Annotated in this window: 10 protein-coding genes and 1 pseudogene; 5 read left to right on the top strand and 6 right to left on the bottom strand. The window is 61.4% G+C overall.

Annotated elements, in window-relative coordinates; all coding sequences use genetic code 11:
• Positions 1-488: thioredoxin domain-containing protein (locus JCM21793_RS24910; protein ID WP_155983403.1), on the top strand; the 488-nt coding region annotated here is incomplete at its 5' end.
• 146 nt (positions 489-634) lie between these two features.
• Positions 635-1,798, top strand: a complete 1,164-nt coding sequence (locus tag JCM21793_RS08655; protein WP_025030132.1) for a fumarylacetoacetate hydrolase family protein — start codon at positions 635-637, stop codon at positions 1,796-1,798.
• Between the two features lie 20 nt (positions 1,799-1,818).
• Here the strand turns inward: JCM21793_RS08655 and JCM21793_RS24915 are convergent, their stop codons facing one another.
• The gene (locus JCM21793_RS24915) at positions 1,819-2,415 is read right to left on the bottom strand and encodes a thermonuclease family protein (protein WP_025030133.1); all 597 of its coding nucleotides are present in this window, start codon (positions 2,413-2,415) and stop codon (positions 1,819-1,821) included.
• A gap of 109 nt (positions 2,416-2,524) precedes the next feature.
• Complete coding sequence (locus JCM21793_RS08665) at positions 2,525-3,103, bottom strand: putative glycolipid-binding domain-containing protein (RefSeq protein ID WP_025030134.1); 579 nt, start codon at positions 3,101-3,103, stop codon at positions 2,525-2,527.
• 306 nt (positions 3,104-3,409) lie between these two features.
• On the opposite strand from JCM21793_RS08665, the gene JCM21793_RS08675 reads away from it, so the two are divergent.
• From JCM21793_RS08675 to JCM21793_RS08685, 3 genes are all read left to right on the top strand, one after another.
• The gene (locus JCM21793_RS08675) at positions 3,410-4,138 is read left to right on the top strand and encodes a class I SAM-dependent methyltransferase (RefSeq protein WP_007006984.1); all 729 of its coding nucleotides are present in this window, start codon (positions 3,410-3,412) and stop codon (positions 4,136-4,138) included.
• Positions 4,139-4,209: 71 nt separating this feature from the next.
• Positions 4,210-4,788, top strand: a complete 579-nt coding sequence (locus JCM21793_RS08680) for a TetR/AcrR family transcriptional regulator (RefSeq protein WP_025030135.1) — start codon at positions 4,210-4,212, stop codon at positions 4,786-4,788.
• A gap of 13 nt (positions 4,789-4,801) precedes the next feature.
• Complete coding sequence (locus JCM21793_RS08685) at positions 4,802-5,089, top strand: YciI family protein (protein ID WP_025030136.1); 288 nt, start codon at positions 4,802-4,804, stop codon at positions 5,087-5,089.
• Positions 5,090-5,337: 248 nt separating this feature from the next.
• Here JCM21793_RS08685 and JCM21793_RS24920 read toward each other — a convergent pair.
• The 4 genes and pseudogenes from JCM21793_RS24920 to bluB all read right to left on the bottom strand — a co-directional run bounded on the left by JCM21793_RS24920 (position 5,338) and on the right by bluB (position 12,854).
• Positions 5,338-9,086: pseudogene (locus JCM21793_RS24920) on the bottom strand (vitamin B12-dependent ribonucleotide reductase).
• Between the two features lie 679 nt (positions 9,087-9,765).
• Positions 9,766-11,301: an inorganic phosphate transporter gene (locus JCM21793_RS08695; RefSeq protein WP_007006978.1), complete on the bottom strand. Its 1,536-nt coding sequence runs from the start codon at positions 11,299-11,301 to the stop codon at positions 9,766-9,768.
• A gap of 136 nt (positions 11,302-11,437) precedes the next feature.
• On the bottom strand, positions 11,438-11,905 hold the full coding sequence (locus tag JCM21793_RS08700) for an NUDIX hydrolase (protein WP_007006977.1): 468 nt from the start codon (positions 11,903-11,905) through the stop codon (positions 11,438-11,440).
• Positions 11,906-12,140: 235 nt separating this feature from the next.
• Positions 12,141-12,854 (bottom strand): 5,6-dimethylbenzimidazole synthase, encoded by a 714-nt coding sequence (gene bluB, locus JCM21793_RS08705; protein ID WP_025030138.1) that lies wholly within the window; start codon positions 12,852-12,854, stop codon positions 12,141-12,143.
• Positions 12,855-12,874 lie beyond the last annotated feature (20 nt).

The raw sequence follows: 12,874 nt of genomic DNA on the forward strand, positions 1-12,874 counted from the left end.
CTGGAGCGACGGCCCTTGTGCCCGGTGTGGCGGGAGCGGCGACCGGACTTGACGAGATCGTGCGCGACCCGGCTCTTCAGGTGCTGGGAAACCCGGCCGGCGATGTGACGATTGCCGAGTTCTTCGATTATCTCTGCCCCTCCTGCAGAGCGATCCATCCTGCGCTGAAGGAGATTGTGCGCTCTGATGGTAATCTGCGACTGATAATGAAGGACTGGCCGATCAACGGCGATCTGGCCTGGTATGCCTCGCGCATGGTGCATGCTTCGGCTGCCCTTGGCGCTTACGAAGCAGCGCACAATGCGGTGATGGCCATAGAGGGCGGGCTGACGCATGGTGGAGTGGACGACGCGCTCACCAGCGCTGGCGCGGATGCCGGCGATGTGCGCGACATGCTTGATGTGCATATTGCGGGGATCGACGCCCTGATTGCACGCAACGAAACGCATGCGAAGGCGCTGAATCTGGCCGGAACGCTGCATTCCTGATCGGGAAGCGGCTTTACCGGCGGCTCCTCGCCGCCGACGAGATCGAGGCGGCGGTGGCGCTGGCGCGGTCCGAAAATTAGGGCGCAGTGCATGCGCATCTCTGCTATTCAGGCACGGTTTCATGAGAGGCCGGGAGGGGCGAGATGATGCAAGCGGCGGGTTTTCCGGAAAAAGGTGTATTTGTCGGGCGGGTCTGGAAGCCGGATGTGGCGGGACCAGCGCTTTGTGTGCTCCGGGACGGAGCGCTGATCGACATTACGTCACCCGAGGCGCCGACCATGCGCGATCTTCTGGAGATGGACGATCCGGCGGGCTATGCGCGCGAACGGGCGGCAGGCAGAGAGAGGCTTGGTACGCTCGAGGCGATTGCCGCAGAGCGCCCTGCCGACACCACGGGCAGCGCGCGCGCACATCTGCTCGCTCCCAACGATCTGCAGGCGGTGAAGGCCTGCGGCGTGACCTTTGCGCGCTCGATGATCGAGCGGGTGATCGAGGAACGTGCGGCGGGCGACCCATCGAAGGCGGCGGCGATCCGCGAGCGGTGCCAGGCGATCATCGGCGATAGCCTGCGTGACCTGAAGGCGGGATCCGAGAAGGCCGAAGCGGTGAAGCGGGCGCTGATTTCGGAAGGCGTGTGGTCGCAGTATCTCGAAGTGGGTATCGGGCCGGATGCGGAGGTGTTTACCAAGGCACAGCCCATGTCTTCGGTCGGCCACGGAGCGGAAATCGGGCTTCACCCGGTTTCAAACTGGAACAACCCGGAGCCCGAAATCGTGCTGGCGGTGGACAGTTCTTGCAGGGTGAAGGGGGCGGCGCTCGGCAATGACGTCAATCTGCGCGATGTGGAGGGGCGCTCGGCGCTGCTTCTCGGCAAGGCCAAGGACAACAACGCCTCCTGCGCCATCGGGCCGTTCATCCGGCTGTTTGACGACGGGTATGGCATGGACGATGTGCGGGGCGCGGAACTCGACCTTCTTGTGACGGGCGAAGATGGTTTCGTGCTTGAAGGCAAGAGCTCGATGGCGGAAATCAGCCGCGATCCGCTCGATCTGGTGGCGCAGACCTGCGGGCGGCACCATCAATATCCTGACGGGTTCATGCTTTTCCTGGGCACGCTGTTTGCGCCGACGCAGGACCGTGACGTGCCCGGTGAGGGATTTACGCACAGGGTGGGCGATCAGGTGACGATTTCGAGCCCGGCGCTTGGCGCGCTGACAAACAGGGTGCGGCTTTCCACCGATTGCCCTCCCTGGGCTTTTGGAGCGGCGGCGCTGATGCGCAATCTAGCCGGGCGGGGACTTCTTGGGTGAGGAGAGGTGTGCCTGAATAATTACGAGCACCAGGATTCCTTGAAGCCGCGCCAGCGATGGGCGAGACCCTCGGCGATGAGCTGATCGCCGAGAGGTTTTCCATTGCGGTAGAGGCTTCTGAGCTTGCGGCCATAGACATCGCGGTCGCGCAGGCTCGTGCGCCGGACCTCAAACGGGCCGGCATTGACCATCTGCTGAAAGCGGCGCTGGGCGCGGCGGGCGAGCCGGGCTTCCTGGGCGCATTGGGGCGAAAAGAGCTCTGGCGTGTTGAAGCCGGTCACTCTGATCTTCTCGCCATCGATGTAGAGCGTATCTCCATCAACGATACAGTTGAGGCGTTTCCCGCTTGCACAGACAGGGAAATAGCGGACAACGAAGGGGTGACTTTCGGAACGAGAGTCCGTGAGGAGGTTCGAGATTCTGTCGGTAGGAATGACCGAATAATGTGCCGCCGCCCACCCGGTGACGAGGGCGAGTGTGATCAGTCCAAACCCTTCTTTCAAAACCTGAAACGGGCGCACTGGCCAGCCTTTGCGCCTGCCGGTGCGCTCTGAGCCCGTGCGCCACGGACTGTTGCTTCCGCCTGACCTTGAGGAAAAGTTGTAGATGCGTGCCATCGTCCGCTCCCTGGCGGCAGTTGATCAAACGCATCTGAAGATGGGGTTTTGTTGCGGGAGCGAATTTTAATAATTGCGCTCTGACACGTATTGCTCTCGCTGGCGCAGTTCAGCCGGGCGGAGCGATGCGCTGGAAGAGATGCTCATAGCTGATGACGAGACCCAAATCGTCCATGGTGAGGTCTGCTTCGAAGCCACTCGACAATCCCAGATCGATGTAATGAACGGTATTTGGACCCTGACGCAGATAGCGCTGACGTGAGCGCGCGACTGTGAGCGCCGGTCCGTCGATGAAGGCGGTGTCGAGCGTGAGGTGTTCGCCGGGCGTGGCCGGCGTCCGGCGGATGGGCGGAGTGTTGCAGAACGGGGTGACGGAAAGGTCCGGCTCGGCGGCCCCGTCAAGATCGGGGCGGGGCGCTCCGTTTATCCGCCAGCCGGTTCCTGCGCGCTCGAGATGCAACTGGCCATGACCCTCGCCGTTCCAGCGTTCAACTGTGAGGCTCTGCGTGTGCCACGCGGCGTCGAGCGTCCAGCTGTAGTCTATGCGGCAGCCGCCGGATTCCAGACACAGGACCGTGGAGCGGGCCTCGACGCCCTGCTGGCGGATGGAAAGGGTGAGCCGCTCCAGCCCGTCCATATCCGTGCGGCGCCAGAAAAGCTGCATGGATTGTTCGACCGAGTTTCGCATCGGCTGCCTCCGGGAGCCTGCACTGCGCGGTGAGACTATCGGCTTCGCACGGGATCGCAAGAACGGGTGGCCGCGCGGGTTGCATCTCTTGACAGTGCGGGACCGGCAAAGGATATGAATGGCCATGATCGAGCAGGACACGCACATCGTTTCCCGGTTGGCCGGCATCTTCCAGGGCGAGATGCCGGAGCCTGAATCACGCTGAGAAAAAGACGCGGATCATACTCCTGCAGCCTCGCCGCGACGCGGACGGGGTTTTGTGCGTAAATCTGTGCCCCGTCCATTTTTGAGAAATGGAGACAATCAATGGCGCAGAACATCTATGACAATTCCGATTTTTTCAAAGGCTATAGCCAGCTTCCACGGCAGGTACACGGGCTGGCAGGCGCGCCGGAATGGCCGGCCATCGCTGCCATGCTGCCGGATGTGACGGATCGGCGTGTCGTTGATCTGGGATGCGGGTTTGGCTGGGCCTCACGCTATCTGCGCGAGGCCGGCGCGCGGAGCGTTCTCGGGCTCGACGTTTCGCAGAACATGATCGCGCGGGCGCGTGCCGACACTGACGATGCGGCCATCGACTACCGGATCGCCGACCTGGAGACGCTTGAGCTGCCCGGAGGGGCGTTCGACTTCGCGTTCAGCGCGCTGACCTTTCACTATATCCGTGATTTCGAGCGGCTGGTGCGGACGATCCACGGAGCGCTGACACCAGGCGCGCATTTCGTGTTCACCATCGAACATCCGGTTTTCATGGCGGCCATGCGGCCGCGCTGGCTGCCGGATGAAGACGGGCACAAAACCTGGCCGGTCAATTGCTATGCAATGGAAGGGGAGCGGCGCACCGACTGGTTCGCCAGGGGCGTGCTCAAATACCACCGCACCATGGCGACGACGCTGAACGCGCTGATCGGCACGGGATTTGCGCTGCGCGAAATCAGGGAGTTCGCACCGACCGAGGTGCAGATTGCGCAGATGCCGGAACTGGCCGAAGAACTGGAGCGGCCGATGATGCTTCTGGTTTCGGCGCAGCGGTGAGGGAGTGGCGGTGGCTTGCATGATTTGGACAATTGTCCTAATCATGCAAAACCACTTGCAACGAGGTCTTCATGGCTGCCGCTTCCACCCGCCACAACATCATCGAAATCGCTGATGATCTGTTTTATCGGGGCGGGTTTGAGGCGACGTCGTTTGCGGACATTGCCGTAAAGGCCAGCATCTCCCGAGGCAATTTCTACTATTATTTCAAGACCAAGGACGAGATTCTGAATGCCGTCATAGACCGGCGGCTTCGGCGCACCCGGACAATGCTGGACGGGTGGGAAGCGCAGGCTCCGAAACCGCGCGAGCGGATTGTTGCCTTCATTGAACTTCTGATCGCCAACCGTGCTCCGATCATGGCCCATGGATGCCCGGTTGGCACATTATGCGCCGAACTCGCCAAGCTCGACCACGTGCACCAGGAGCGGGCGGCGGAGATTTTCGGCCTGTTTGCCCATTGGCTTGAAGAGCAGTTCAGGGCGCTGGGCGCGGATGAGGCGGCGCGGGAATGGGCGCTGCATGTGCTGGCCTGGTCGCAGGGCGTGGCGTCGCTCGCCACGGCGCTCAAAGACGGAGATTTCATCCGCCGGGAAGTGGCGGACATTACTACCTGGCTCGACGGCCGGATTGCATCATTGTCGAATTGAGGAGTTTCTTCGCATGTTTGTGACGCTTTTGAAGTTTGCCGAGAACCGGAGTGCTGCCAGGGATTTCATGGCGGCGCACAATGAATGGATTGCCAAGGGGTTTGCCGATGGTGTGTTCCTGAGCGTCGGCTCCTTGCAGGAGGGCGGCGGCGCGGTGATTGCTCATGGCGAGAGCCGCGAGGCCCATGATGCGCGCATTGCCGCCGATCCCTTCGTGGAGCATGGCGTGGTGAGAGCGGAGACTTATGAGATCGACCCGAAGCGCACGGTGCCAGCGCTGGAGTTTACGAAGGCGGCGTAGCGGTAGGGCGGGCAGGTGCGTTTTGACAGTTGCGATGCCATTCAACGGGGAAAACCGCTGAAACGCTGGGCTAGGCAATGGGAAATCGGCCTGATTGAGAAAACCAATCCTGAATGGAACGCGCTTTGCGGAATTGGGGCTTGCCCCGGGGCTCCATGCCATTCCGGTGATGCTTTACGCGAATAGAAAAGGCCCGCACCTAAGGTACGGGCCTTGTTTCAATCACTTGGAGCGTCGCTGCTATCGCCTCAGCTACACCCGCTCGTCGCGCCGCAGGTGTCGCACTTCTCGCAGGTGCCGTTGCGCACCATGGTGAAGTTCTGGCATTCCGAGCACATATTGCCCGTGTAACCCTGCATGATCGCCTGCTGGCGGCGGTGGGTTTCCACCTTCTTGGCGTCGGCGGCTTCCGTAGCGGCGGCTTCGGTGAAGACATCGTTGATGTCGTTGTCCTGCGCCACCTCTTCGGCCAGTTCCTTCGCACGCTCCTCATAGTCACGACGGAAGGCAGTGGCCTCTTCCTGCAGTTCGGAGACCGCCGGTTTCAGCGCATGCACCGTTGCTCCGGAGGAGATGGCACGCACCGTGCTGCCGGATGACCCCTTGGGTTCGCCACCGGACTTGCCCGAAACGACCTTGAGCGGCGCGCCGCGGGTCAGGCCCTTGGAATAGGGCAGGGCCTTGCCCTCATTGATGCCGCGGCCAAGCGCGGTGTTGGTGAAGTCGGACGTGTCCACATGGGCAAGGTCGGACCGGTCGAGATAGGAAACGGCCAGCTCGCGGAACACATAGTCGAGGATCGACGTGGCGTTCTTGATCGCGTCATTGCCCATGACCATGCCGGCCGGCTCGAACTTGGTGAAGGTGAAGGCTTCCACATATTCGTCGAGCGGCACGCCATATTGCAGACCGAGCGAGATGGCGATGGCGAAATTGTTCATCATGGCGCGGAAGGCTGCGCCTTCCTTGTGCATGTCGATGAAGATCTCGCCGAGGCGGCCATCGTCGAATTCGCCGGTGCGCAGATAGACCTTGTGCCCGCCGATCACCGCTTTCTGGGTGTAGCCCTTGCGGCGGTTGGGCAGCTTCTCGCGCTCGCGCACCACTTTCTCGACCACGCGCTCGATGATCTTTTCCGAGACCGCCGCAGCCTGAGCGGCGGTTGGTGCTGCGACCAGCTCCTCGACCAGATCGTCGGCATCCTCTTCATCGTCGGCGATGAGCGAGGCATTGAGTGGCTGCGAGAGTTTTGAGCCGTCGCGGTAGAGCGCGTTGGCCTTGAGCGCCAGCTTCCAGGAAAGGAGATAGGCCTCCTTGCAGTCCTCGACCGTGGCCTCGTTGGGCATGTTGATGGTCTTGGAGATGGCGCCCGAGATGAAGGGCTGGGCAGCCGCCATCATGCGGATGTGGCTTTCCACCGAGAGATAGCGCTTGCCGATCTTGCCGCACGGATTGGCGCAGTCGAAGACGGGCAGGTGCTCTTCCTTCAGATGCGGTGCGCCTTCCAGCGTCATGGCACCGCAGATGTGGATGTTGGCTGCCTCGATCTCCTTCTTGTTGAAGCCGAGGGCGGCCAGCATGTCGAAGGAGAAATCGTCGAGCTGTTCGTCGGTGAAACCGAGCTTCTCCCGGCAGAAATCTTCACCCAGCGTCCACTTGTTGAAGGCGAACTTGATGTCGAAAGCCGATTTGAGCGCGGCGTTGACGGCGGCGATCTTCTCGTCGTCGAAACCCTTGCCCCTGAGGCTGGTCGGTTGATGGACGGCGCCTGGTCGAAATTGCCATGACCGACGGCATAGGCCTCGATCTCGGCGATCTGTGCTTCGGAATAGCCGAGCGTGCGGAGCGCTTCCGGAACGGCGCGGTTGATGATCTTGAAGTAGCCGCCACCGGCCAGCTTCTTGAATTTTACCAACGCGAAATCAGGCTCGATGCCGGTCGTGTCGCAGTCCATGACGAGGCCGATCGTGCCCGTGGGCGCGATGACGGTGGCCTGCGCATTGCGGTAGCCATGCTTTTCGCCGAGCTCGAGCGCGCGGTCCCAGGCGGCGCGTGCATGCTCGATCAGGTCGGCATGCGGGCACTCGTCCGCCTTGAGGGGGACCGGGTTTACGGACAGGCCCTCATAACCCTCGCTCTGGCCATGGGCGGCGCGGCGATGGTTGCGGATGACGCGCAGCATGTTTTCGGCATTGCGCTCATAATCGGGGAACGCGCCGAGCTCGCCGGCCATTTCGGCCGAGGTGGCATAGGAAACACCTGTCATGATCGCCGTCAGCGCGCCGCCAATGGCGCGGCCTTCCGGTGAATCGTAGGGGATGCCGGAGGTCATCAAGAGGCCGCCGATATTGGCATAGCCGAGACCCAGCGTGCGGTACTCGTAAGAGAGCTTTGCAATCTCCTTGGACGGGAACTGGGCCATCATGACGGAGATTTCGAGCACCATGGTCCACAGGCGCACTGTGTGCTCATAGGCCGCGATGTCGATGGAGCCGTCCTTGTTGCGGTACTGCAAAAGGTTCATCGATGCGAGATTGCAGGCCGTGTCGTCCAGGAACATGTATTCCGAGCACGGGTTCGAGGCGCGGATCGGGCCCGCCGCCGGCGAGGTGTGCCAGTCGTTCATGGTGGTGTTGTAGTGCAGGCCCGGATCGGCCGACGCCCACGCGGCATAGCCGATCTTCTCCCACAGATCGCGGGCCTTCACGGTTTTGGCGATCTTGCCGTCGATGCGGTTGATGAGGTTCCAGTCGCCATCGGCTTCGACGGCACGCAGGAAGTCGTCCTTCAAGGAGACGGAATTGTTTGAATTCTGGCCGGAGACGGTGAGATAGGCCTCCGAATCCCAGTCCGTGTCATAGGTTTTGAAGCCGAGATCGGTATAGCCCTGCCGCGCGAACTGGATGACGCGCTGGATGTAGTTTTCCGGCACGGCATTGCGCTTGGCGGCCTTGATCTCACGCTTCAGCGCCGGGTTCTTGGACGGGTCGAAGCAATCATCATTGGCGCCCTCGCAATTGATGCAGGCCTTCATGATGGCGTCGAGATGCTTCCTGGCGATCTTGGAACCGGTGACGAGGGCAGCAACCTTCTGCTCCTCCTTCACCTTCCAGTCGATATAAGCCTCGATATCGGGATGGTCAGCATCGACCACGACCATCTTGGCCGCGCGGCGGGTTGTGCCGCCCGACTTGATGGCGCCGGCGGCACGGTCGCCGATCTTGAGGAAGGACATGAGGCCCGACGACTTGCCACCGCCAGAGAGCTTCTCACCTTCGCCGCGCAGATGCGAGAAGTTGGAACCGGTGCCCGAACCGTATTTGAAGAGGCGTGCTTCGCGGACCCATAGATCCATGATGCCGCCTTCATTGACGAGATCGTCGCCGACCGACTGGATGAAGCACGCATGGGGCTGCGGGTGCTCATAGGCCGATTTGGATTTCACCAGCTTGCCGGTGAAGGGGTCGACGTAATAGTGGCCCTGGCCGGGACCGTCGATGCCATAGGCCCAGTGCAGGCCGGTGTTGAACCACTGCGGCGAATTGGGGGCAACGCGCTGGGTGGCGAGCATGTAGCACAGCTCGTCCATGAACGCCTGCGCGTCTTCCTCGCCATTGAAATAGCCGCCCTTCCAGCCCCAGTAGGTCCAGGTGCCGGCGAGACGGTTGAATACCTGCGCGGCGCTGGTCTCGGAGCCATAGCGCTCATCCTCGGGCAGGTCCTTCAGGGCTTCCTCGTCAGCCACCGAACGCCACAGGAAGGAGGGGACGTCGTTCGCCTCGACCTTCTTAAGGCGGGCGGGCACACCGGCCTTGCGGAAATATTTCTGGGCCAGAATGTCACTGGCGACCTGTGAGAACTGCGCCGGAACGTCGATGTTCTCCAGCCGGAAGACAATGGAGCCATCCGGGTTCTTGATTTCGCTTGTGGCCTTACGGAAGGAAATCTCCGCGTATGGGCTCTGGCCTTGCTTTGTGAACCGGCGTTCGATGCGCATTTTATCCTCTTCGCCCCTAATCCAAATATAGTGTCTGCAACGGTCAATGCCTCATCACATTTTTACCGCACAGACGCTGTGTCCGCCGACTGCCGCTCGCCGGAACGAACGACTCTCCTTTACCGAAGGTTGGTGCCTCGTGGCGGGCCGGGAAGACGGCCCTCTTGAAGCGATGTCTCGCAGTCTGCGAAACCGCCCCCAACCTGACGCCGATGCAACGCTAACGTCACATAACATTCACATTATCTGGTGCACAGAATATCTGAAGACACTAAATATAGTGTTAACAGCTTCTTTATGCCAGTTCGGCACACGCGCCCCCGTTTGATTTTTTCACGGCGCAAACGGCACCGCACCGCCCAAAATTCTGTTCGGGCAGGTCTCGGAAACTCAATACAAAATTGGAAAATCGACCGGGTTTTCGCCGACCAATCGCACCTTACGAACGCAGGCGCGAAACCCATAAAAGGCGACTCGTATCGTCACGTCAAGGAGTCGGGTCTGGATCATTTATGACCGCAAGATGTTGTGTGTCGCATATGTGAATAATGGGGAAGCTCCTGGACACTGTTGCGGTTTTCAAAACCCAGCGTTCCCGGTATCTGGCGCGGGCAGGGAGCAGAAAAAACGCGCGGTGAAAAAACCGCGCGTCAAAAAAGCCGAATGAAGAAAAATGGTGTCAGGCGACGAAATCAAGCACCAGGAATATGACAGCCGAAAGCAGGGCGGCTGCCGGAACCGTCGTCACCCAGGCGGCGACGATGGTGCGCACATGGGCGCGACGCACGAGCTTGCGGCGGGCGATTTCCTCACGTGACGTCTTCTGCAGTTCGATCTCCAGATCATCGTCGTCGCTGGCGCCGTTGTCCGCCTTGAGCCGCACGCCCTTGCGTTCAAGATACGCACGGCGGCGCTTCGAATGCGCCGTATACCATTCGCGGAAGAAACCGACGCCGAAAATCGCGCCAACGGCGGTGTGGGTGGAACTGATCGGCAGGCCGAGACCGGAAGCAATGATGACGGTGATGGCAGCCGACAGCGCGACGCAGAAGGCGCGCATGGGGTTGAGCTTGGTGATCTGTTCACCGACCATGCGGATGAGTTTGGGCCCGAAGAGAACGAGGCCGATGGAAATTCCGGCTGCACCAATGACCATCACCCAGAGGGGGATGGTGACGGTGGTGTTGACGGTGCTCTCGTGGACCGTGAAGACGATTGCCGCCAGGGGGCCGACAGCATTTGCCACGTCATTGGCGCCATGGGCGAAGGAGAGGAGTGCGGCCGAGATGACCAGGGGAACCTTGAAAAGGCTGCGCAACGACTGGTTGCGGTTCTCGAGACCCTCCGACTGGGCATGCACGAAGAGGTGCGCCAGGAACCACGTCACGGCGAAGAAGGCGAAGCCGATGATCGCAGCGCCCGTGCCGCTGACGGGAAAGACCTTTTTCAGCCCCTTGAGCGTGAGATAGGCGGCGAACGCACCGGCCATGATGGCAATCAGGAGCGGCAGCCAGCGCCGCGCCGCCGAGATCTTGTCGTCCTGATAGATGATCGCGGTCTTGATGAAAGCGAGGAACAGGGCGGCGATGACGCCGCCGACAACGGGGGAGACGACCCAGCTTGCTGCGATCTGCGTCATCATCGCCCAGTCGACAGAAGAGAAGCCGGCTGCGGCAATACCGGCACCCATGACCCCGCCGACCACGGAATGGGTGGTTGAAACGGGAGCGCCGATCCAGGTCGCCAGGTTGATCCACAGTGCCGAGGAGATGAGGGCGGCCATCATGGCCCGTACGAAAGCCTCGGGCGTTCCTACGGCAGCCGGATCGATAATGCCCTTGGAGATCGTGTCGACCACATCACCGCCGGCAATCAGTGCGCCGGCACTTTCGAACACGGCAGCAATGAGCAGCGCGCCACCAAGCGTCATGGCCTTGGCGCCCACTGCGGGGCCGACATTGTTGGCCACATCGTTCGCGCCGATGTTCAGCGCCATATAGGCGCCGATCGCGGCGGCGGCGATGATGATCACCGCGCGCGGCTCACCAAATGTGTAGGTGGCGGCGAAAATGGCGGTAAGCGCCAGGAAGAGAAGGCCAAGGCCCGGTGCGACCAGACCGCGCGCGACGGTGGTCGTGGCCTCCTCGACGTGCACCAGCTTGTCGAGGTCCTTGTCGAGGGTCTGCTTGCGCGGATTGGTGGCGGTGTCGCTCATTCCATTTCCAGTTTCGGCTGGGCCATTTCCAGTTTCGGCCGGTGCTGTGCCGTTAAGCCGGCATATCGCAAAGAAGTCCGGTCCCGGTTAGGAAACAATGTTCCGCGCGGCAAGTCCTGACGATGAAAAAGGCCGTTCAGGCGGCGATTTCCCGTGGATTGTGCGCGAACCGAATCAGGAGTTCACCCAGATCGGGTTCCTTAACGGCAGCGGCTGCCTCTGCCGGCGAAAACCACTGACGGGTCCGCTGTTTGCGCTCCGGCCATTTTGCGCGCTCTTCCGTCACCTCGAGCGGAACGACGGCGACCTCGCAGGGCCACTCGACGCCTGTTCCGTCGAGTTTATGATAGTAGAAACGCCCGATTTCACCTTCGCCTGGCTTCCCGCGGACGCCCGCTTCCTCGCGCGCTTCGCGCTGGGCGGCCATGGCAAGCGTTTCCGCACCTTCCGGCCACCCTTTGGGCAGGACCCAGCGGCCGGTGCCACGACTGGTGACGAGCAGGAATTCGACACGTTTGCCATCCGGGGTTTTCCGCCACGGCAGGGCAGCGGCCTGCACACGGCGCGGATTGCCGCCGAACAGACGCCGAACCGTTTCGGTCAACCGCAAACGTGTGCCGTGAGTGAAAATCGTACTTCTCCTTCGCCCGGGCACATCGCGCCGGGATTCATGACTTTCCTGCAAATAACTGTTTCTACGCTAAATTCACGCGCCGGGCGGACGTTTTCCGCCGAACTGCTCTCGCGCTCGAATCATGGGGCGCAGAAAGCCTGATGGCAGACATAGTGAATTGACGACAGAAATCAAGCGTTTGGCGCAACAATCGTGCGTCAAACCATTAATCCTCAGGGTCGTGTTGCGCGTTCCATTTCTCTTCGTGGACGTGTTTCTTCACATCATCACGGCGTCGCCAGCCGCGCTTTTCGAGTTCGGGCCGGTCATGGAAGCCGCGCACATGCCCCAGGCAGAGATAGCCCACCAGACGAATGCGATCGGGAATGCCAAGCACCGATTTGACCTGATCCTCGTGCAGAATGCTCACCCAGCCGACGCCGATGCCTTCCGCGCGCGCCGCCAGCCACAGATTCTGGATCGCGCACACGGTGCTGAAGAGATCCGTGTCGGCCATGTGGGTGGAACCGAGAATGACGGGACCACCGCGCGCGGGATCGCTGGTTACGCAGATATTGAGTGGCGCGGACAGAATTCCTTCAAGTTTCAGGGTGCGATACCGGGCCTGTTTCTGCGCGGGAAACCGTTTTGCGGCTTCTTCATTGGCCCTGGCGAAGATTTCGGCGACCTGGACGCGCGTTTCCCTGTCGCGGACGAGAATGAAATCCCAGGGCTGGGAGAGGCCCACGGATGGCGCCTGGTGGGCAGCGGCGAGGATGCGGGAAAGCGCGTTCTCGCAAAGTGGGTCAGGCAGGAACTCGCCGCGCACGTCGCGGCGTGTCGCGATGGCACGGTACACGGCGTCGCGTTCGGCGGGAGCGAACGCTTCACCGGACGTCAGATCGTTCGCCGTGCCGGACTTTTGCTCGATGCGCGACATGGGGCGCGTTTCCCCGGGCC

This window comes from Nitratireductor aquibiodomus NL21 = JCM 21793, assembly GCF_000615975.1.
Taxonomy (GTDB): Bacteria; Pseudomonadota; Alphaproteobacteria; order Rhizobiales; family Rhizobiaceae; genus Nitratireductor; species Nitratireductor aquibiodomus.

Bases quoted from the DNA above. Each gene is read 5' to 3' on its own strand.
- JCM21793_RS08695 (WP_007006978.1), bottom strand. From the start codon at position 11,301: ATGAGCGACACCGCCACCAATCCGCGCAAGCAGACCCTCGACAAGGAC.
- JCM21793_RS08655 (WP_025030132.1), top strand. From the start codon at position 635: ATGCAAGCGGCGGGTTTTCCGGAAAAAGGTGTATTTGTCGGGCGGGTC.
- JCM21793_RS08680 (WP_025030135.1), top strand. From the start codon at position 4,210: ATGGCTGCCGCTTCCACCCGCCACAACATCATCGAAATCGCTGATGAT.
- bluB (WP_025030138.1), bottom strand. From the start codon at position 12,854: ATGTCGCGCATCGAGCAAAAGTCCGGCACGGCGAACGATCTGACGTCC.
- JCM21793_RS24915 (WP_025030133.1), bottom strand. From the start codon at position 2,415: ATGGCACGCATCTACAACTTTTCCTCAAGGTCAGGCGGAAGCAACAGT.
- JCM21793_RS08665 (WP_025030134.1), bottom strand. From the start codon at position 3,103: ATGCGAAACTCGGTCGAACAATCCATGCAGCTTTTCTGGCGCCGCACG.
- JCM21793_RS08685 (WP_025030136.1), top strand. From the start codon at position 4,802: ATGTTTGTGACGCTTTTGAAGTTTGCCGAGAACCGGAGTGCTGCCAGG.
- JCM21793_RS08675 (WP_007006984.1), top strand. From the start codon at position 3,410: ATGGCGCAGAACATCTATGACAATTCCGATTTTTTCAAAGGCTATAGC.